This is a genomic window from Roseimicrobium gellanilyticum (assembly GCF_003315205.1).
GTDB classification, from domain to species: domain Bacteria; phylum Verrucomicrobiota; class Verrucomicrobiia; order Verrucomicrobiales; family Verrucomicrobiaceae; genus Roseimicrobium; species Roseimicrobium gellanilyticum.
In genome coordinates this window covers 995,780-1,013,232 of the sequence record NZ_QNRR01000001.1, presented here as the reverse complement: position 1 = coordinate 1,013,232, position 17,453 = coordinate 995,780, and the positions used below count along the sequence as shown (strand labels likewise).

At 59.1% G+C, this 17,453-nt stretch carries 18 protein-coding genes; 13 read left to right on the top strand and 5 right to left on the bottom strand.

Features of this window, described 5'->3' with window-relative positions; genetic code table 11:
• Nucleotides 1–24 precede the first annotated feature (24 nt).
• From modA to DES53_RS04150, 3 genes are read left to right on the top strand one after another with little or no spacing between them, the layout of a single operon-like run.
• Nucleotides 25–810: a molybdate ABC transporter substrate-binding protein gene (modA, locus tag DES53_RS04160; RefSeq protein WP_113956917.1), complete on the top strand. Its 786-nt coding sequence runs from the start codon at nt 25–27 to the stop codon at nt 808–810.
• 34 nt (nt 811–844) lie between these two features.
• Nucleotides 845–1,516: a molybdate ABC transporter permease subunit gene (gene modB / locus DES53_RS04155; protein ID WP_113956916.1), complete on the top strand. Its 672-nt coding sequence runs from the start codon at nt 845–847 to the stop codon at nt 1,514–1,516.
• Nucleotides 1,513–2,172 (top strand): ATP-binding cassette domain-containing protein, encoded by a 660-nt coding sequence (locus tag DES53_RS04150; protein WP_245958084.1) that lies wholly within the window; start codon nt 1,513–1,515, stop codon nt 2,170–2,172. Before modB ends, DES53_RS04150 begins: the two co-directional genes overlap by 4 nt.
• A 173-nt stretch (nt 2,173–2,345) precedes the next feature.
• Here the strand turns inward: DES53_RS04150 and DES53_RS04145 are convergent, their stop codons facing one another.
• Together DES53_RS04145 and DES53_RS04140 are read right to left on the bottom strand one after the other, a co-directional pair.
• Nucleotides 2,346–4,247: an AsmA-like C-terminal region-containing protein gene (locus DES53_RS04145; protein ID WP_170156839.1), complete on the bottom strand. Its 1,902-nt coding sequence runs from the start codon at nt 4,245–4,247 to the stop codon at nt 2,346–2,348.
• A 109-nt stretch (nt 4,248–4,356) separates the two neighbouring features.
• Entirely contained in the window at nt 4,357–5,529 is a 1,173-nt protein-coding gene (locus DES53_RS04140) for a porin (RefSeq protein ID WP_113956914.1), read from the bottom strand.
• 229 nt (nt 5,530–5,758) lie between these two features.
• On the opposite strand from DES53_RS04140, the gene DES53_RS04135 reads away from it, so the two are divergent.
• The 4 genes from DES53_RS04135 (at nt 5,759) to DES53_RS04120 (ending at nt 9,225) form a co-directional block, all read left to right on the top strand.
• On the top strand, nt 5,759–6,601 hold the full coding sequence (locus tag DES53_RS04135) for a phosphate ABC transporter substrate-binding protein (protein WP_113956913.1): 843 nt from the start codon (nt 5,759–5,761) through the stop codon (nt 6,599–6,601).
• Between the two features lie 123 nt (nt 6,602–6,724).
• The gene (gene pstC / locus DES53_RS04130; protein ID WP_113956912.1) at nt 6,725–7,624 is read left to right on the top strand and encodes a phosphate ABC transporter permease subunit PstC; all 900 of its coding nucleotides are present in this window, start codon (nt 6,725–6,727) and stop codon (nt 7,622–7,624) included.
• Nucleotides 7,614–8,468 carry a phosphate ABC transporter permease PstA gene (gene pstA, locus DES53_RS04125; RefSeq protein ID WP_113956911.1) on the top strand — a complete coding sequence of 285 codons (855 nt, stop codon included), beginning with the start codon at nt 7,614–7,616 and terminating at the stop codon, nt 8,466–8,468. The genes pstC and pstA overlap by 11 nt, the downstream gene beginning before the upstream one ends.
• Nucleotides 8,461–9,225 carry a phosphate ABC transporter ATP-binding protein gene (locus DES53_RS04120; protein WP_245958083.1) on the top strand — a complete coding sequence of 255 codons (765 nt, stop codon included), beginning with the start codon at nt 8,461–8,463 and terminating at the stop codon, nt 9,223–9,225. The genes pstA and DES53_RS04120 overlap by 8 nt, the downstream gene beginning before the upstream one ends.
• 93 nt (nt 9,226–9,318) lie before the next feature.
• Here DES53_RS04120 and zigA read toward each other — a convergent pair whose 3' ends face one another.
• From zigA to DES53_RS04105, 3 genes are all read right to left on the bottom strand, one after another.
• Complete coding sequence (zigA, locus tag DES53_RS04115; protein ID WP_113956909.1) at nt 9,319–10,524, bottom strand: zinc metallochaperone GTPase ZigA; 1,206 nt, start codon at nt 10,522–10,524, stop codon at nt 9,319–9,321.
• Complete coding sequence (locus DES53_RS04110; RefSeq protein WP_170156838.1) at nt 10,521–11,294, bottom strand: choice-of-anchor M domain-containing protein; 774 nt, start codon at nt 11,292–11,294, stop codon at nt 10,521–10,523. The genes zigA and DES53_RS04110 overlap by 4 nt, the downstream gene beginning before the upstream one ends.
• 86 nt (nt 11,295–11,380) lie before the next feature.
• Entirely contained in the window at nt 11,381–12,103 is a 723-nt protein-coding gene (locus tag DES53_RS04105) for a prepilin-type N-terminal cleavage/methylation domain-containing protein (protein ID WP_113956907.1), read from the bottom strand.
• Between the two features lie 219 nt (nt 12,104–12,322).
• Between DES53_RS04105 and DES53_RS04100 the strand changes: the two genes are divergently transcribed.
• From DES53_RS04100 to DES53_RS04075, 6 genes are all read left to right on the top strand, one after another.
• Nucleotides 12,323–13,621, top strand: a complete 1,299-nt coding sequence (locus tag DES53_RS04100) for a hypothetical protein (protein ID WP_147263207.1) — start codon at nt 12,323–12,325, stop codon at nt 13,619–13,621.
• A gap of 75 nt (nt 13,622–13,696) precedes the next feature.
• Nucleotides 13,697–14,599 carry a metal ABC transporter substrate-binding protein gene (locus DES53_RS04095; protein ID WP_113956905.1) on the top strand — a complete coding sequence of 301 codons (903 nt, stop codon included), beginning with the start codon at nt 13,697–13,699 and terminating at the stop codon, nt 14,597–14,599.
• A gap of 160 nt (nt 14,600–14,759) precedes the next feature.
• A complete protein-coding gene (locus tag DES53_RS04090; protein WP_113956904.1) occupies nt 14,760–15,182 on the top strand; it encodes a hypothetical protein in 423 nt (140 codons plus the stop codon).
• 11 nt (nt 15,183–15,193) lie between these two features.
• Complete coding sequence (locus DES53_RS04085) at nt 15,194–15,982, top strand: metal ABC transporter ATP-binding protein (protein ID WP_113956903.1); 789 nt, start codon at nt 15,194–15,196, stop codon at nt 15,980–15,982.
• Nucleotides 15,979–16,830 carry a metal ABC transporter permease gene (locus tag DES53_RS04080; protein WP_113956902.1) on the top strand — a complete coding sequence of 284 codons (852 nt, stop codon included), beginning with the start codon at nt 15,979–15,981 and terminating at the stop codon, nt 16,828–16,830. The genes DES53_RS04085 and DES53_RS04080 overlap by 4 nt, the downstream gene beginning before the upstream one ends.
• Before the next feature lie 179 nt (nt 16,831–17,009).
• Nucleotides 17,010–17,429 carry a hypothetical protein gene (locus tag DES53_RS04075; protein ID WP_147263206.1) on the top strand — a complete coding sequence of 140 codons (420 nt, stop codon included), beginning with the start codon at nt 17,010–17,012 and terminating at the stop codon, nt 17,427–17,429.
• The last annotated feature ends 24 nt before the right edge of the window (nt 17,430–17,453 follow it).

Genomic DNA, 17,453 nt, shown 5'->3' with positions numbered 1-17,453 from the left:
CTCCACTTTGATCGATATCATCCTATGAATAGATCGACCTTCCTCTCCCGCGCCGTCCTGGCCGCGGGCGTCCTCCTGCCCCTGGTCACGACTACCACCATGCAGGCCCAGACTCCCACCCTCCGTGTTTCCGCCGCAGCGAGTCTCGCCGACGCGCTGAAAAAGATTCACGGCCTGTACGAGAAGAAGACCGGCGGCAAGATCGAGCTGAACCTCGGTGCCTCCAGCCAGCTCGCCCGCCAGATTGAAGAAGGCGCTCCCTCGGACGTCTTCATCTCCGCCGACCTGGCGAAGATGGAGGGCCTGGAAAAGAAAGGCCTGGTGAACGCGGCCACGAAGGAGAACCAGCTCTCCAACGCCCTCGTGGTGGTGGTGCCATCCGACAGCAAGCTGCAAATCGCTGGAGGCAAAACCTTGGCCGAGTCCAGTGTGGCCAAGATCGCCTTCGCCGATCCCAAGGCTGTGCCTGCTGGCATCTACGGCAAGGAGTGGCTCACCAAGCTGAGCCTCTGGGACAAGATCGAGTCCAAGGTCATCGCCACGGAAAACGTGCGCGCCTGCCTCGCCGCCGTGGAGTCCGGCAACGTGGACGCCGGCATCGTCTACAAGACCGATGCGGCCATCTCGAAGAAGGTGAAAATCGCCTTCGAAGTGCCCGCCAGCGAAGGCCCCGTCATCACCTATCCCATGGCTGCACTGAAAAGCTCAACCCATGCGGACGCTGCGAAGGCGTATCTGGACTTCCTCGATACCCCCGAAGCAAAGGCTGTATTTGAGAAGTTTGGTTTCGTGGTACTGCCCGAGGCTTGAAATCACTCATGGCAACCGCCATGGGTAACACTGCATGACCGCCGAAGAGTGGCAGACGATCTGGCTCACTACATGGGTATCCGCCCTGAGTGTGCTGCTGATCCTGCCGCCCGGCGTGGCGGTCGCGTGGTTGCTGGCGAGGAAAGAGTGGCCCGGCAAGTCTCTGGTGGAGACCTTCGTGGCCCTGCCGCTGGTGCTGCCTCCAGTAGCCACGGGTTTGATTCTGCTGAAACTCCTCGGCCGCCGCGGCCCCATCGGAGGCTGGCTGCATGAGAGCTTCCACGTGGACATCGTTTTCACATGGAAGGCCGTGCTCATCGCGCTCGGGGTGATGTCCTTCCCTCTGCTGGTGCGCTCCCTGCGCACCGCGATTGAAGAAGTACCGGTGCGGCTTGAAGGCATTGCACGCACCTTGGGTGCGAGCCCCTGGCGCGTCTTCTGGACCATCACGCTTCCTCTCGCGCGTCGCGGACTTGCCGCCGGGGTGGTGCTGGCCTTTGCGAGAGCGCTCGGCGAATTCGGCGCCACCATCATGGTGGCAGGTTTCATTCAGGGAGAAACCTCCACCATCTCCCTCGTCATCTACCAGCACGTGCAGACCGGGCACGACCATGAAGCCATGAAGCTACTGGTGGTCGCCGTCATCATGGCCTTCATCGCGCTATGGATTAGCGAAACGCTTTCACGCAGGAGGCGCGCGCCATGACGCTGAAGCTCCAGCTCGAGAACGTCAGCCTGCCTCTGTCCGAATTCTCGCTCAAAGCAGACCTTACCCTCACCGCGCCGGTCACTGGCATTCGCGGCCCTTCAGGTGCAGGCAAGACCTCGCTCATCGAAATCATCGCCGGCCTGCGCCGCCCCGCCTCCGGACGCATCGTGCTGAATGATCACGTGCTGTGCGACACCGCAGCCAGAGTAAACCTCGCTCCCGAGCTCCGCCGCGTGGGCTATGTACCGCAAGACCTCGCCCTCTTCCCCCACCTCAGCACACGCGCGAACCTGTACTACGGCCATCGCCCCAACGGCTCCGCCACGAGCCACGCAGATCACGTCATCGACCTGCTGGAGATACGACCTCTCCTCACCCGCCGCGTGCACAACCTCTCCGGTGGTGAGAAACAACGCGTTGCCCTCGGTCGCGCCCTCCTCGCCTCACCACAAATTCTCCTGCTCGATGAACCGCTCTCCAGCCTCGACGTTCGCCTGAAGGAAAAGATCCTTCCCTACCTGCTCAGCATCCGTGAGGACCTGCACCTTCCCATGATCTATGTGACCCATTCACAGAAGGAACTGCAGACCATCTGCGATGAAGTGCTCACCGTGGAAGAAGGGCGCATCACCCAAGCAACCCTTTCGGAATAGCCGCAAAAGAACGCAAAGGATTTACTGAGGTGCCTTCCGTGAAGTAGCACGTCCATCCGAGCTGAAAAGCCATCTGCACAAGAACCTGCCCAACCGCATTCCATCAGCTCACCTTTTTGTGTTCTTTGCGGCCATTCCGATCACCCTCCACCTCCCACGACACCGCATCACCCTCACTTCTTCTTCCGGAACAAATTCAGCGCACGGAACGGAATCTTCACACCTTCCTTCACCACGGAGCCGGTGACTTTTGTCGCACCCTTGATCGTACCGCGCGCTACATCCACCGTGCCATCCACCACGTTGCCGACCAAGCCATCCCCCGCAGGCCGCACGCGGATGTCATCCAGCGGACCGCTCACTTCCATTTCCATCAATCGGCTGATGGGCGCCGTGACGACGCCACCCACGCCACGCAACCGCCCCTGAGCCGTGGCAGCCACCGTGCGTCTCACCAGATCCACCGTGCCTGAGCCGGTCACGGTGACGGAGCCGCCATTGGCCTTGAAGCTGGAAAAGGTCAGCACGCCCTGCTTGCTGGTGAACTGCCCGCTCATCTCACCATTGCCCGACTCACGCTTCAGTCCGGGAATCAACGCCGCGAACAGGGCATACGTCTCATCCAGCAATGGCACATGCACCGTGGGTGAATTCTCAATCTGAATCGAACCTGAGCCCGTGAGATGCTCCGGCTCCACCGCGAAGTCACCTTTGTAGCTCAAGGAAGCGAGCGCTTTCCCAAAGGAAGAGCCATTTTCACCCAGCCACGGCCCCAAATCCGCCATGCGCACATTCTGCACGGAGACTGTAGCATCGCGCAGCACCTTGCCATCATGCATGCCCTGCAGAGAGAGGGTGCCACCCAACACCTTTGCGCTGATATCGGAAAACTTCCAGGCAGTACCCGTGTACGCCACCTCTCCCTTCACTTGATCCACAGGCAGGCTATGCCCCTCCACCTTCACGCTCAATTCCAGTGGTGACCTCAGATGGAGCGAGCTCATGGTCCACGTGCCCTCTTTGGTCTTCCACACGAGATTCTTCATCACCATGTCCGGATAGGCACGCACCTGCACCTCCTTGGGCAGTTGCGCATTCATCGCTGGAAAGTTCCCCAGGAACTCCAGCATGTTCGCCTTCCCCTGCATCTCCTCCACCACCACGACGTCGTCTTTCCCGCGGTAGGTGCCTTTGCACTGATTGATGCGACCTTCGGAGTCGGTGATCTTTCCTGAGAAGCTCATCGGTGCGTCCCTCCAATCCTTGAGATCCAAATCCAAATCGGTGCCTCCTTTCGCAAAGGCAATGCTGCACGTCCCCGTGAAACCACTTTGCGACATCGCAGCTTTCATCACAGCCTTGTGCATGGGCACGCCCTGCCATATTACATGCTCACCCTCTCCGATGAGATCGGCACTCCACGTCATGGGAGTTTCGCGTGCATCAAAGGACACCTTGCCGCTGATGTGAAACACTCCCGCGTCCTCCTTGAAATCGAGCGCGTCCAGGATGGATCTCATCGGATCCAGATCCATCACAAATTCCTTGGGACTTTCTTCCTTCTCCTTGTCGCTCCCCAGATGAATCGCCCCTGAAAACGAAAAGAGGCGAGGACCATTCTTCAGGTCCAGCCGCGAGTACTCAATCACACCGTCACGCACCACGGCTTCCATACTCACATGTTCGAGGGTCACCTTGCCCTTCGGATCGTGCAGTTCCAAGGTGGCATCGCTCAGCTTCCATCGACTGATGAACTCGTGATGCGCCGCCATCTCCTGCCAGGGCAACTCCACGTCCAGATTACTGAGGGCGATGAGGGGCTTCGTCCGGGCCTCATCCTGATAGAGCACCATGTTCTCCAAGCCCAGCCCCTTCCACGGCACCCACGAGCCGGAGGTGTAGCTCAGGTACAAGCTCCTCTCTGCGAGGCGGCTGTTCAATGTGGCCACCGCCTTCGCAGTGGCCCACTCATACGCACCCCACAGCCCTCCGCAAAGCAGGAGCACAAGCACCAGCAACACCCAGGGCCAGCGACGGCGTCTCGGGCGTGGATCGGCTCCGGCTTTCTCATTCATAACGCACCAGATCGATACGCGACCCGGAGCGTCAACGGCGGTGCCAAACGCACAACGGGTGCACTTCATAGTGCACCCGTTGCCTCGATATCGTCAATGGAATCTGGCTTTACCAGCTGATACGCAGACCGGTGGTGATCCCCCAGCCATCGTACTCGCCGCCATCGTCAGCAGCGTCATCCATGGTAGCATACTGCACACCCGTCTGAAGCTTCAGCTTGTGACCGTAGAGGTACCAGTTCAGACCCGCGTAGAATTCGTTGTACTCGTCCCCACGGCCCGACACAATGCGGTTCTCATAGCGAGCCAGGCGGATGCCGTTGTCGCCATCGCTGTTCATGTAGGTGTAGCGGAAGACACCCTGCAACGTCTTCGAACTGTTCAGGTACACGCTGGGGAGAATCTGCAGTGCGAAGAGATCCTTCTGGCCCAGATAACCCTCCGAGGCGCTCATGTCTCCACTCAGGCCGAATCGGCCCTTCTCATACACGAAGTTCACCGAGCCCACCTGTTCGTTGGGACGGGTGAATGTATTGCCGGCATTGGGATCCTGATACAGGTAGTCCGCGCGCAGGATGGCCTTGTCGGCCCCCAGTGCTTCTGCAAAGTTGTAGCCAATGCTCACCAGCCCGAAGCTGCCGGCGTTGAAATCGCCAAACTCAGGGGTGGCTTCACCGGAGGAGTAATACCCAACGCTGTAGAGCCACTTGCCCACCTCACCGGAGATGCTCACGCCCGGCATGTATTCCTCTGGGAACCATATGTTCGTCCCGATGACACTCCGGTCGATGGTGAGAAGCTGGTTCGAGGAGGTCCAGCCTTCCAGCGTGAACTTCGCGCTCTGCTTGCCCACGGTCAGCTTGAAAGCCTTGCTCGGCGCCCATGCGATATAGGCATCCGTGAGCTTCGTGTAGATCGGATCGGGATTCTGCAGGTTCAGATCCGTTTCCACATGCACGGTGATGTTCTCAAACATCAACGCCTTGAGACCGATGCGCGTGCGGCGCACCACCCAATCGTCATCCTGGCCCTGATCGGCATCAAAATAGAACCAGTCGATGTGCTCGCGGCCCACGAGACTGAGTTCCTGGATGTAAGGGTTGTCCTTGTTCTTGTAGAGCACAGCCATGCCCCAGATCTTGTCATAGATGAACTCTTCCTTCGGGGCAGCGGGAGCGACTGCCTTGGCGTCCTTTCCTGAGGTGGTGACCACCGGCTCTCCGGCGTGGAGGCAGTGCATGGCACCCACCGCCAGGAGGGGCAGGGTGAAGCGGAACTTCATAGGTTGATTATCTGTCGGTTGGTTGTGTGTGTCGGCGAAATGCCACCAATGCGCAGAGAAACCTTCAAGGCTGTGATCCCATCTTGCAGATGAACGCAGCAATCTTGTCAGGCTGCTCGCGGCGGCGACGGCACATGCAATCACCGCCGCTCCAGCAGATCAATGTCCCATTTGCGCAAATATGCATATTTCTGCTTGCAGTGGGTGGCGACGTTCGTAGATGCCATGCATGAAGGTCCATCTTTTCGCATTGCTGGCGCTTATCGGAACCCCCCTCCTCTCGGTTCAAGCGGATACCCTGAAGATCAATGGTTCCACCACGGTGAATCTTCCCGCCGCTGAGGCTTCCGAGATTCTGCGCTCGGAGAAGAAAATGGACATCCAGATCGATACGCAAGGCGGCAGCGCCGGCGGGATCTCCATGCTGGGGGAAGGCCTGGTGCAAATCGGCATGATCTCCAAGCACGTGAGTGATGAAGAACGCGCCAAGTTCCCCAAGGTGACCTTCAAGGAAATCCAGGTGGGTGAGGATGCCGTGGCCCTCATTGTCTCCGCAGACGTGTGGGAGGGTGGCGTGAAGTCCATCACCAAGCAGCAGGCGGCCGACATCTACGAAGGCAAGATCAAGAACTGGAAGCAGATTGGCGGTCCGGACAAGCGCATCGCCTTCTTCAACAAGGAGCCCGGACGCGGCACCTGGGAAGTCTTTGTGCACTGGGTCTACGGCAGCCCCAAGAAGGCCCCACAGGTGAGCTTCCCTGAAGTGGGCGGCAATGAGGAAACCCGCAACAAGGTGGCCTCCACCAAGGGCGCGCTGAGCCAGCTTTCCTCCTCCTGGGCTGATGGCAAGACGGTCTTCGCCCTGAGCATCAAGACTGAGGACGGCAAGGAGATCTCCCCTGCCAACGAAAACATTGCCAACCGCTCCTACCCCCTGAGCCGTCCCCTCTTCCTCCTCACCAATGGCGAACCTACCGGTGACACGAAGACCTTCGTGGACTTCATGCTCAGCGACCGCGGTCAGGACTTGGTGAAGAAACACGGCTACCTCAAGCTCTCCGAGCTGAAGTAGCCCGCCCATCTCTCCGTCGTTTACGGACAATCCGGTGATATATCTCACGCCGTCATCGCGTTGAAACTTGCGATGGCGGCGTTCTTGCGCATATACGCATCGTTCACACTTTCAGTTCAGTAAATGGTCAGTCGCTGGAGCTTCACCAAAATTTCGACCTTCTTTTTCTCGCTCGTCGCGGCCGGGATCATGGTGGCCATGCTGGTGCTTCTCATTGTGCAGAGCATCCCGGTTTGGAAGCACGAAGGATGGAGCTTTCTGACGGGAACCAAGTGGTTCATGCGCACACATGAGTTTGGCGCGGCCCCCATGATCCTGGGCACGGTACTGGTGTCCTTCACCGCTCTGCTGCTGGCTGGCCCGGTGGGTATTGGAGCGGCAGTCTTTGCATCAGAATTCCTCCCGGCGCGCCTGCGCCTCGCAGTGAAGATCATCATTGAGCTCCTCGCAGGCGTGCCTGCGGTGGTCTACGGGCTGCTGGGAGTACTCTTCCTGCGGAACTGGATCTACGATCTGCTCACACCTTTCGACCCGCTCAGTGGTGACACCTTGCTCACCGGCGCCGTGCTGCTCGCCGTGATGATCCTCCCCACCGTGATGACGCTGGCGGATGACGCTCTACGCAGCGTACCGGCCGCGCAACGCACCGCAGCACGGGGCCTGGGTCTCAATTCCACGGAAGTGGTCCTGCATGTCAGCCTGCCACAGAGCGCCCGCGGATTGCTTGCGGCGCTGCTGCTCGGCCTCGGCCGCGCCTTGGGTGAAGCCATTGCCGTGTTCCTCGTCGTGGGGCGCCAGGATAACCAATGGCCGGAAAAGTTACTCTCCATCAATCCCCTCATCGAGTCCGGCCAGACCATCACCACGAAGCTCGCCAGCTCTGAAACCAACATCGCCTACGGCGATCCCATCCACTGGGGCGCCATCTGCGGCCTCGCCTTGATTCTCATGCTCATGGTAGCGGGCATCACGCTCGCCAGCGCCTCCCTCCAATTCTTCTCCCGCAGCCGCCATGCGTCGTAAGCTGGTGCATCATCTCTTCCGTGGAATCACCGCGCTGTGCGCGTTGCTGGCATGCGGCATTCTTGGTTGGCTCGTGTGGGCTATCGCTCGTCGCGGATTGCCCGCCATCTCGTGGAACTTCTTCACGGAGCAGATCAAACTCGTCGGCGCCAGCGGTGGCATCTTCTTCAACATCATCGGCACCGGCATTCTGCTGCTGACCGCCCTTGTTGCCACCTTGCCCGTGGCAGTTTCACTGGCTCTTCTGCACGGTGTCTATCTCCGCGATGGCAAACGCAAACGCGCGCTGGAAACCATGCTGTACGTGCTCAACGGCATGCCTTCCATCGTGTGCGGCATCTTCGGCTTCATCGTGTTTGTGAACTACTTCGGCTGGGGCAAGTCGTGGCTCAGCGGTGGTCTTCTGCTGGCCATCATCATGCTGCCGACAGTTACGGTGGCCCTCATGGAGCGCATGGCCACTTTGCCCAGCAAATATGTGGAAGCTGCCTCCGGCCTGGGCATGCGCCAGTCGCAGATCATCTGGTCCGTCATCCTGCCGCAGACGCTGAGCGGCATCATCACCGGTTCACTGCTGGGCCTGGCGCGCATCGCGGGTGAGATCGCTCCGATCATGTTCACGGCGACCATCTTCGCCGGCGCATCATTCCCAAAGGGCATCAAGGAAAGCCCCGTGCTCAGCCTTCCCTATCACATCTTCATTCTGGTGCAGGACTCCTTCGACCCCGGTGTGGCAGAAAAAATCTGGGGTACCGCCCTGGTGATGCTCGGCCTGGTATTCACCTTGAGCCTCATCGCCCTGCCCGCCCGCCTGAAGATTCACGAAGAAGCGCATCATGGCTGAACCCATCCTGCAGACCCAAAAGCTCACCGTCACCGCGGGCACACGCACGCTGGTGCGCGAGGCCAACCTGTCCATACCCGAGAAGAAGGTCTTTGGATTCATCGGTCCTTCTGGCGCAGGAAAGAGCACCCTGCTCAAGTCCATCAATCGTCTCGTCGAGCTCACCCCAAATCTCCGCGTCACAGGCCAGGTTCTTTTCCACGGCAAGCCCGTGTATGGCAGCGGCACGGATCCAGATGCCTTGCGCGCGCGCATCGGCATTCTCTTCCAGCAGCCTGTGGTCTTCCCGAAGAGCATCTACCAAAACGTCATCTTCGGTGTGAAGCACCTCGGCGAGATTCCCCGCCGCGAGTGGCCCGAAGCCGCCGAGCGAGCCCTGCGTGAAGCCGCCCTGTGGAATGAGGTGAAGGACCGCCTCAAGCAGCCTGCGCTTCGCCTCTCCGTAGGCCAGCAGCAGCGCCTCTGCCTCGCCCGCACCCTCGCGAGCAAGCCGGAAGTCGTCCTCATGGACGAGCCCACCAGTGCCCTCGATCCCAAGAGCACCGAGGCGATTGAGGAACTGATGCTTCGTCTCAAGGAACATCACACTCTGGTGGTCGTGACTCACAACCTCCGCCAGGCCCGCAAAGTCGCCGATGAACTCGCCTTCGTCGGCGTGCGCGACGGCGTAGGCCAGGTGCTTTGCACCGGCACCGCCGAAAACGTCCTCGGCAACACCAGCGTGAGTGAGCTCGAAGACTTCCTGTGTTGCCAGTAGCCCCCGAACTACAGCGGCAATACCGAAAGACCTGAAGAGCCGATCACGTCCGGCGTGGAAAAGCCCGCCGGACAGTGACCTTCGACACTGCCATCATTCCTCCGCGGGATCCTCGCGCCACTTCGGAAAAGGGTCCGCCAGACGACTCCATCCATTCGGACCTTTTTGCATCTCTGCCTCCGTCAAGAGGCAGGCGTCGAACTCCTTTCTCAAGGCAGCTTCATCCATGTCCTTGCCAATGACCACGATCTCCTGCCGCCGATCGCCCCAAGGCGATTCCCAGTGCGACAGGATATCCTTTTGCGCTTCTGCAGACTGAGGCCAGTCCTCGCGGTGCACCGCAGCCCACCAGATGCCCATGCAACTGGTAGTGCGCAAGACACCGGCCTGCTGAACCAGGCCGGCAAAGTCCATGCGTGACGCCAGCCAGAACATGCCCTTCGCCCGGAGCACACCTGCCCAATGGTCCCGGCACCACTCGCTGAAGCGCCGGGGATGAAACGGTCTCCTGGCCCGGTAGACAAAACTGCTGATGCCGTATTCGATGGTTTCCGGCGTGTGCTCCGTCAGGCTGTCCAGCCATCCCTCGCTCTGCTCAGCCTCACTCTCGGAGTAGAGTCCGGTGCCCATCACGGCGCCCAGTGGCACCTCTCCGTGCGTTGTCTCCCAGACACGTGCTTTCGCATTCACCGCACCTATGAGGGCACGTACCTCCCGCATTTCATCAGCATCGACAGTGTCTGCCTTGTTGATGAGAATCACATTGGCGAACTCAATCTGATCCACCAGGAGGTCCACCACGTTCCGCTCATCCTCCTTGCCCACGGCCAGCTTCCGTTCCTTGAGGCGTTGCGCGCTGTGGAAGTCACGCAGGAAGTTTTTCGCGTCCACCACCGTCACCATGGTGTCCAGTCGTGCGAGGTCATTGAGGCATTGCCCCGCTTCATCACGAAAGGAGAATGTCTCCGCCACAGGCATGGGTTCGGAGACGCCTGTACTCTCGATTACAAGATGGTCAAAGCGTCCCTCGCGAGCAAGTTTCCCGACTTCGATGAGCAAGTCTTCACGGAGCGTGCAGCAAATGCAGCCGTTGGACATCTCCACCATTTTCTCCTCCGCGCGGGCGAAGCCGGCATTCCCACTCTTCACCAGTGCGGCATCCACGTTGACCTCCGACATATCATTCACGATCACCGCCACACGACGATTCTCTCGATTGTTCAGGATGTGATTCAGCAGGGTGGTTTTACCGGCTCCAAGGAATCCAGACAGCACTGTTACGGGCAGCACGTTGCTCATGATGTTCTTTGAGGTCCTGAAAGTTTCAGATTTCGCGCGGCGACGGACCTTTCACGCCGCAAGATTGTCAGCACCCCTCCCATGACCAGGAGGGCGATCGTCCCCGGCTCGGGGACTGCAATGGCATTGATGCCAAAGCGCACCGTCACAGGATCGCTCTCTGCAAGAGCGCCATTGGCAAGATACGTGCGGAGTTGGAAGGTCAGATCGTAGACCCCTTCACTGGTGAAGCCCCAGTTCATGTGAGAATGGCCGCCTGGCAGCATGGGAAAAGCATCCAATCCTGAGATGCCGTCCTTCGTGGACATCCACACATTCGGCGTGCCGAAGGTCCCGGTCGTCCACATCGAGAACTCATGCACGGTTGCCGTGCCATAGTAGGCCATGCCAACGAGGGACAATTCCATCCACTTCCCGGATCCAACGACGGGCGTCTCGGGGTCCCAGGTGCCCAATATCGATGAGGACGTCTGCTCGGTGCTCAATCCAGGCCACACTGCATTTGGCGCAGCTCCCTGCACTTGAGGAAAAACCCAGATCGACTCGCCGCTGCTGACTCCGAGGAAATTCCACTGGCTGCCTGAGGGTCGCACCGTGCGTATGCCGTCGGGCATCAAGGCCCCGCTTCCGTAGAGGATGCTGTTCGTATCCATGGGAAATTCCCCCTGCACATCGTGACTGAGAGAAAGGGCCCACTCCCCCCCAGCATTCACATTGAAATCGATGTCCATATGCCCGGGGCCGAGAATCGTGACCTGGGAAAGGACCATGGCGGGGACCAAAAACACAAAGGCGGCGACAAGGGCGGATTGTGATCGCGCGGGAAAAAATCGTGGCGGCATCGTGTATGTGGGGATCAGGGTTCGAGCTTGGATTCCGGGTCCGCGAAGTTGTGCCCGCTGGTGATCCAGCCGTGCACCACGGCGGCCTGTATGTTTTCGACGTGACCATCGACAAACAGGTAGTTGGCTGAGCCCGAGAGACCGTTCTCGTCCCTCAATGCCCCGCAAAACGCGTCAGGCTGGATGTCATTTTTCACCGCAGCCCAGGTGTCCCACGTGTCCGAGTGGGTGTGATCATTCATCCTGCCCACCCCGCGCTTGAAGTTGATGGGAAATGCTATCGGCGTAGTCTGCGGCTCAGGCACGAAGTTGATGTTCGTGTACCCCCCAAGATTCTCTCCGAATGGCCCGATCTGCGGAACGGTCAGGTAGCTATTGAGGAGGTAGCTTGTGCCATGTTCCCGCAAACGCTCCTTTCCTTTCGGATCCGCGGGACAGATGCGTACTTCATCCACGTCCCCGAGATATTCAGACAGCGCAAAAATCCATGCCTGATCAGCAGTCGCCGGATCAAGGCTGTGCGACGTGAGCGGGAATTCTCCCTGGTGGTCTTGGGTGTAGGCAATGAGGGCAATGCCGATCTGGCGCAAGTTGGACGCACACTTGGCCTGACGCGCTTTCGTCACCATCTCCTTGCCGATGACGAACACTAGCGTCGCGACTACAGCACACACCGTAAGCGCTACCAGTAACTCGAGAAGGGAGAATGCCCGTGCATTAACGCAACTGTTTTGCATTTGCCGAGCTTTAGAACAGCGAACCGTCTCGTCAACATTTAATGCAAGTTTTTTGCGTTAACGGAGTTTTTTCAAGCATCCTGAACAATCCCGCGCACCTCTTAAATCAAAATTAACGCAACATTTTTGCAAAAGTAAGTGGACGACGAATGCACCACTCTTACATTTGATGACATCACTCCCTCAGGCACCTACATCAATTTCCTCTCGTCACGTTGCATGAAACTTTCTCCCTGCATCCTTTCTTCCTTCACCGCGGCTGCTTGCTCAGTATGCCTCATTCCCTCTGTCTATGCAGGCACGGCGCTCCCGGCTGCCTCTGAGGGCCGCGCTCATGCTCCCGAGCCCAACTGGCTCACCGGTGAAAACGTCAGCCTCGGCGGTGTCCTTTTCCCACACCTCCACTTCCAGAGCGTCTATGGCGGCACCACTGCGGATGACGTCGAGCATTTCGGCGCTGGGCACCACGACCCGGTGAGCGATGGCTGGACCATCCAGGGTTTTGAATTCGGCGCCTCGCTGCGTCCCACCGAGTGGTTCGAAGCCTACGGCACCTACCACCTCTTCCAAGACGCGCTCACCCATGACTGGGATGGCGAGTTCGAAGAGTGGTTCGGCAAAATCAAGAACATCCCCGGCGGCTTCGAAGTCCGCGGTGGCCGGTATCTCAATCGCTTCGGTTTTCACAACCAGACACACACCCATGGGTGGGACTTTGTGGACAACAATCTGGTGAACGGTCGCTTCCTCGGAGATGACGGTCTCTACACCATCGGCGGCGAAGTCACCTGGACGCTGCCGGTGAGCTGGACCTCCCTCATCAGCGTGAGCGTGGGCGTGGTACCCGAGCATGAACACCACCATGAAGGTCACGAACACGAGGAAACCTCCTTCGAAGCAGAAGGCGCCCTCTTCAATGACACCGTGGTGGTAGCGAACTGGACAAACAACTGGGACTACAACGACTTCCACCAGTTCCGCTTTGGCGCGAGCGGCGCGTGGGGAGACAATGAATTCTCCAAGACCTCCCAGGTGTACGGCCTGCATGTCGAGTACCAGTGGCGCGAGAATGGATACGAGGCCGGTGGAAGCTACTTCCGCTGGCGCACGGAAGGTCTGTTGCGTCATTTCGATGCCAGCGCCGAGCACCATCACGAGCATGAGGAAGAGCACGAAGAGGAACATCATGACCATGCCGAGCATGAGGAGCACGAGCATGAAGAAGAACACCACACCGAGTCCGGCAGCTTCACCGAGTTTGGCATCTACAGCGCCCTTGCCTATGGCCTCGACAACGGCCTGGAGTTCGGCCTCCGCAGTGAATATGTCGAGGGTGTCGCTGACGCCGGGCTGGATGAGCGTTTCCGCGTGAGTCCCTCCGTCACCTACTACATCAATCCCCAGCGCACCCTCTACCTGCGCACCCAGTACAACTATGACCACTCCAGTGACTTCGGGGACGAGCACAGCGTCTGGGCTCAATTCGGCTTCAACTGGGGCGGCCCCGAAGTCCGCTGACACCTCCGAACCACTTGCCGCGTTTCACGCGTAGCCTTTTATTCTGCTTCATTGTTCCCCATCCCAATTGCCGCCATGAAAACCCCGCTCAAACTCGCCGCTGCTCTGCTGGCCGTGATGTTCACTGCCAGCGCTCCTGCCCAACTCAAGGTGGCCGCCCTTCACCCGCTGCTCGGCGACCTCGCCCGCCAGGTGGGTGGAGCCAAGGTGGACGTGGTTGACCTCCTCAAACCGGGAGGCGATGCCCACCACTTCGAACCCACCACCAAGGATCTCGCCGCACTGAAGGGCGTGAAGATCATCTTCGCCAGTGGCAAGAAACTGGAATCCTATCTTCCCAAGGTCGCCGATACCTTCGCCGGTACCGCAGAAGTCGTGGAAGTGGGACGCACCATCCCCAGCATCAAGATCGAGGCGGGCAGTGAAGTCTTCATGTGCTGCCCTGCCCACACCGCAGGCGGCATTGATCCCCACTGGTGGCACAGCGCGGACAACATGCGTCGCGCCGCACGCGTGATGGCAGACTCCATGAGCAAGGCTGACCCCGGCAACGCCGCCACGTACAAGGCAAACGCCGATGCCGCGAGTGAAAAACTCGAGGAACTCAAGAGCTGGGCGCAGGAACAGATCGCGGCCATCCCCCGAAGCGATCGCAAGCTGGTGACTTCGCACGCGTCCTTCGGCTACTTCTGCAAGGAGTATGGCTTCAAGACCATCCCGCTGCTCGGCATCTCGCGTGAGGATGAAGCATCACTGAAGTACGTGTCCGAGACGATCAAGCTCATCAAAGAGCATCACATCCGCGCCGTGTTTGCGGATGATCAGATAAATCCCAAGGTCCTCACAGAAATCGTGCGCGAGACCGGCGTGAAGATGGGCAAGCCTCTGGTGGCAGATGGCACCTCCCCCAGCGCCCATACCTTCGAAGCGATGCTGAAGCACAACGTCACCGCCATTGTGGAGGCCCTGAAGCCCTGACGATACGAATGAATTTCCCCTCAGAACGTAGAGCACACCACAAGGGCGGATTGCCGAAAACGGCAATCCGCCTGCTGTGCCTTGACGCCTGCCTGATCGCGTCTAACGCCTAACCCACACACCACTCCCTCCCCTCGTGCGCGGCTTTCCTCCCCTTCACGTGATCGCATTCATCATTGCGTTCGCTCTGCTCTCCATCCCGCTTTCACACCTCACCTTTGCGCGGGTGGACAAGAAGCCGGTTGTTCAAGACAAGGCGCAGAACAAGGCGGAGGAGAAAGTGCCCACCTACATCCGCGTGCGATTGGCGCACGTTCCAGCTTCTCTCTCCATCAAGGTTCAGGGTCAGGAACTTCTCTCTCCGGAGCAGCAGAAACCCACGGCAACCAGCATTTCCTTCGAGGCGGAACTCGCCATTCCTGCGGAAGGACTCGAAATCATCGCCTCCGCCACCTGGCCTGAAGGCACGCCGAATACTGCCCTCACTCTCGATCTGGAACCCAGCGAAAAGCAAAATCGCAGCCTCACGAACTGGTCCAAGGGCAACAAGCTCTCACCCACGTCCTACCTCTTCCTCTGGTAGTCGCTCCCACGATGCACGCTCACACCCACAGTCACAGTCACGACCACACGCATGACCATGTGTGCTGGGGCCACAGCACGCACAGCACCGCACACCATCACCGGCTGGAGGTCTCGAACCTCGCCGTGAGCTATCGCGACATCCAGGCGCTGCAGGGCATCAACTTCCGTACGGAGTGCAGCCGCAGCATGGCGCTGATCGGGCCGAATGGCGCGGGCAAGAGTACCTTGCTCAAGTCACTCGCAGGATTAGTGCGTCCCGACGCAGGCAAGATTCTCTGGAGGGGCAAGGCGCTCGTCAGCAGCAGCCATGAGATCGCCTACCTGCCGCAGCGTGGTGATGTGGATTGGAACTTCCCCATCACCGTGCGCGGACTGGTGGAAATGGGCCGCTATCCGAACCTCGGCTTGTGGAAGCGCTACTCGAAGCACGATGAAGAAATCGTGGAGCGCGCCCTCACCGCCATGAACCTGCTCGACCTGCAGAAGCGCCAGATCAGCGCCCTGAGCGGTGGCCAGCAACAGCGCACCTTCATCGCGCGGGCGCTCGCTCAAGAAGCACACGTGCTCCTCCTGGATGAACCCTTCACCGGTCTCGACAAGCCTGCACAGGAAGCCCTTTCACAACTCTTCCGCGAGCTCACCAAGGAAGGCCGCCTGCTCATCGCGAGCCATCATGACCTGCAGACCGTGCCATCGATCTTCGACGACGTGCTGCTGCTGAAGCGCCAGCAGGTCGCCTTCGGCCCCGTGAAGGAAGTCTTCACCGAGGAAACCATCAAGACCGCCTACGCATCATGAGCAATTTCTGGGAATACCTGAGCGAAACCCCGGCCCAGCGCGGGCTGATGGCATGCGTGCTCTTTGGCTTTGCCAATGGGTTCATGAGTGGATTTGTGGTGATGCGCAAGTCTGCCCTGAAGATGGGCACACTGTCGCATGGCCTGCTGCCGGGCATCGCGCTTGCGGTGCTGTTCATGGGACTCACACAGTGGACCGCTCTTGCCGGCGCCATCGTCGCAGCCCTGTTCATCGGGCTGGGGTCTATCTTCATGTCACGCACCTCGCGGCTGGATCAGGATACCTCCATGGCCATCCTGTACACCTCGGCCTTCGCCGGGGGCTACATCTTGCTGACCAATCTCAACATGACACAGAAGCTCAGCGACTGGCTCTTCGGCAGTATCACCGGCATGTCTGACGCAGACTTGTGGATTGCCTTCGGCATTGCCGTGACGGCAGTACTCACACTCACCGTTCTTCAGCGCCCCCTGCTGATCTATCTCTTCGAGCCCAATGTCGCCGCCAGTCTCGGCGTACCCGTGCGCGCGTTGAATTACGCCCTCTTCGGCGTCATGATCCTCATGCTGCTTTCCTCCTTGCAGGCTGTAGGATGCATTCTGAGCCTTGGCCTCATGGTCACTCCTGGAGCCACCGTGTATCTGTGCTCGGACAATACACGCACCATCTTCCTGGGTGGGGGCATCCTCGGCGCCCTCGGCGCGACCGGCGCCTTCTTCCTCTCCTATGTGCTGAGCTGGAACATCGGCTCCACCATCGTACTGGTGCTCGGCGTCATGTTCGCTGTAGCGTACATCTTCAGTCCAAAGTACGGACTGTTCGCGAAGCATCGGCAGGTGGTACATTGAGTTTGGGCAGAAGGCTTCTCCAGAAGCCTTTCAATGTTGCACGTCCCATGACGCTCCATGCCTGAGAGCGTTTGCATTGCGCGCATCCTTTGTGCTGCCAGCAACACTGAAACAAGACTTCTGGAGAAGCCTTCTACATTCACTTGAGCACGCACCATCTCATCCGATGGTACGCAGGCATGATTGAGCTCACTGAGTTCTCTCTCAATACGAATTCGAGCTTCGGAGTTGAACGTTCTCAGCTCTTGAGGAATGGCCAACCCGTCGCCCTGCACTTGGAGGGCACCGTGCTTCGGCACCAGTTTGAGACCGCATATGGCTATCTCTTCATCACCGACTACGACTGTGTGTTTGAGGAAGTCGTGCACATCTCCCTGTGCTCGCTCGAATTTCAGCTTCTTTCCAGTCGAACACTTGGATGGCCCACCTGCTCTTTCAATCTGTGCCGGGTAGAGTGGCAAGACGACACCCATTTGATGATGGAATTCATTGCCGACGACTGGTGGATGCTGACCATCCGTCCATGGGGCATTCCTTTTCTACGGCCACGACTTGGATTGTCGCGGATGAGCGACAAGGCACCTTCCAAGTGCGTCTAGAGCCGAATCCAGACGCGGTAGTGC

Bases quoted from the DNA above. Each gene is read 5' to 3' on its own strand.
- modA (WP_113956917.1), top strand. From the start codon at position 25: ATGAATAGATCGACCTTCCTCTCCCGCGCCGTCCTGGCCGCGGGCGTC.
- modB (WP_113956916.1), top strand. From the start codon at position 845: ATGACCGCCGAAGAGTGGCAGACGATCTGGCTCACTACATGGGTATCC.
- DES53_RS04150 (WP_245958084.1), top strand. From the start codon at position 1,513: ATGACGCTGAAGCTCCAGCTCGAGAACGTCAGCCTGCCTCTGTCCGAA.
- DES53_RS04145 (WP_170156839.1), bottom strand. From the start codon at position 4,247: ATGAATGAGAAAGCCGGAGCCGATCCACGCCCGAGACGCCGTCGCTGG.
- DES53_RS04140 (WP_113956914.1), bottom strand. From the start codon at position 5,529: ATGAAGTTCCGCTTCACCCTGCCCCTCCTGGCGGTGGGTGCCATGCAC.
- DES53_RS04135 (WP_113956913.1), top strand. From the start codon at position 5,759: ATGAAGGTCCATCTTTTCGCATTGCTGGCGCTTATCGGAACCCCCCTC.
- pstC (WP_113956912.1), top strand. From the start codon at position 6,725: ATGGTCAGTCGCTGGAGCTTCACCAAAATTTCGACCTTCTTTTTCTCG.
- pstA (WP_113956911.1), top strand. From the start codon at position 7,614: ATGCGTCGTAAGCTGGTGCATCATCTCTTCCGTGGAATCACCGCGCTG.
- DES53_RS04120 (WP_245958083.1), top strand. From the start codon at position 8,461: ATGGCTGAACCCATCCTGCAGACCCAAAAGCTCACCGTCACCGCGGGC.
- zigA (WP_113956909.1), bottom strand. From the start codon at position 10,524: ATGAGCAACGTGCTGCCCGTAACAGTGCTGTCTGGATTCCTTGGAGCC.
- DES53_RS04110 (WP_170156838.1), bottom strand. From the start codon at position 11,294: ATGGTCCTTTCCCAGGTCACGATTCTCGGCCCCGGGCATATGGACATC.
- DES53_RS04105 (WP_113956907.1), bottom strand. From the start codon at position 12,103: ATGCAAAACAGTTGCGTTAATGCACGGGCATTCTCCCTTCTCGAGTTA.
- DES53_RS04100 (WP_147263207.1), top strand. From the start codon at position 12,323: ATGAAACTTTCTCCCTGCATCCTTTCTTCCTTCACCGCGGCTGCTTGC.
- DES53_RS04095 (WP_113956905.1), top strand. From the start codon at position 13,697: ATGAAAACCCCGCTCAAACTCGCCGCTGCTCTGCTGGCCGTGATGTTC.
- DES53_RS04085 (WP_113956903.1), top strand. From the start codon at position 15,194: ATGCACGCTCACACCCACAGTCACAGTCACGACCACACGCATGACCAT.
- DES53_RS04080 (WP_113956902.1), top strand. From the start codon at position 15,979: ATGAGCAATTTCTGGGAATACCTGAGCGAAACCCCGGCCCAGCGCGGG.
- DES53_RS04075 (WP_147263206.1), top strand. From the start codon at position 17,010: ATGATTGAGCTCACTGAGTTCTCTCTCAATACGAATTCGAGCTTCGGA.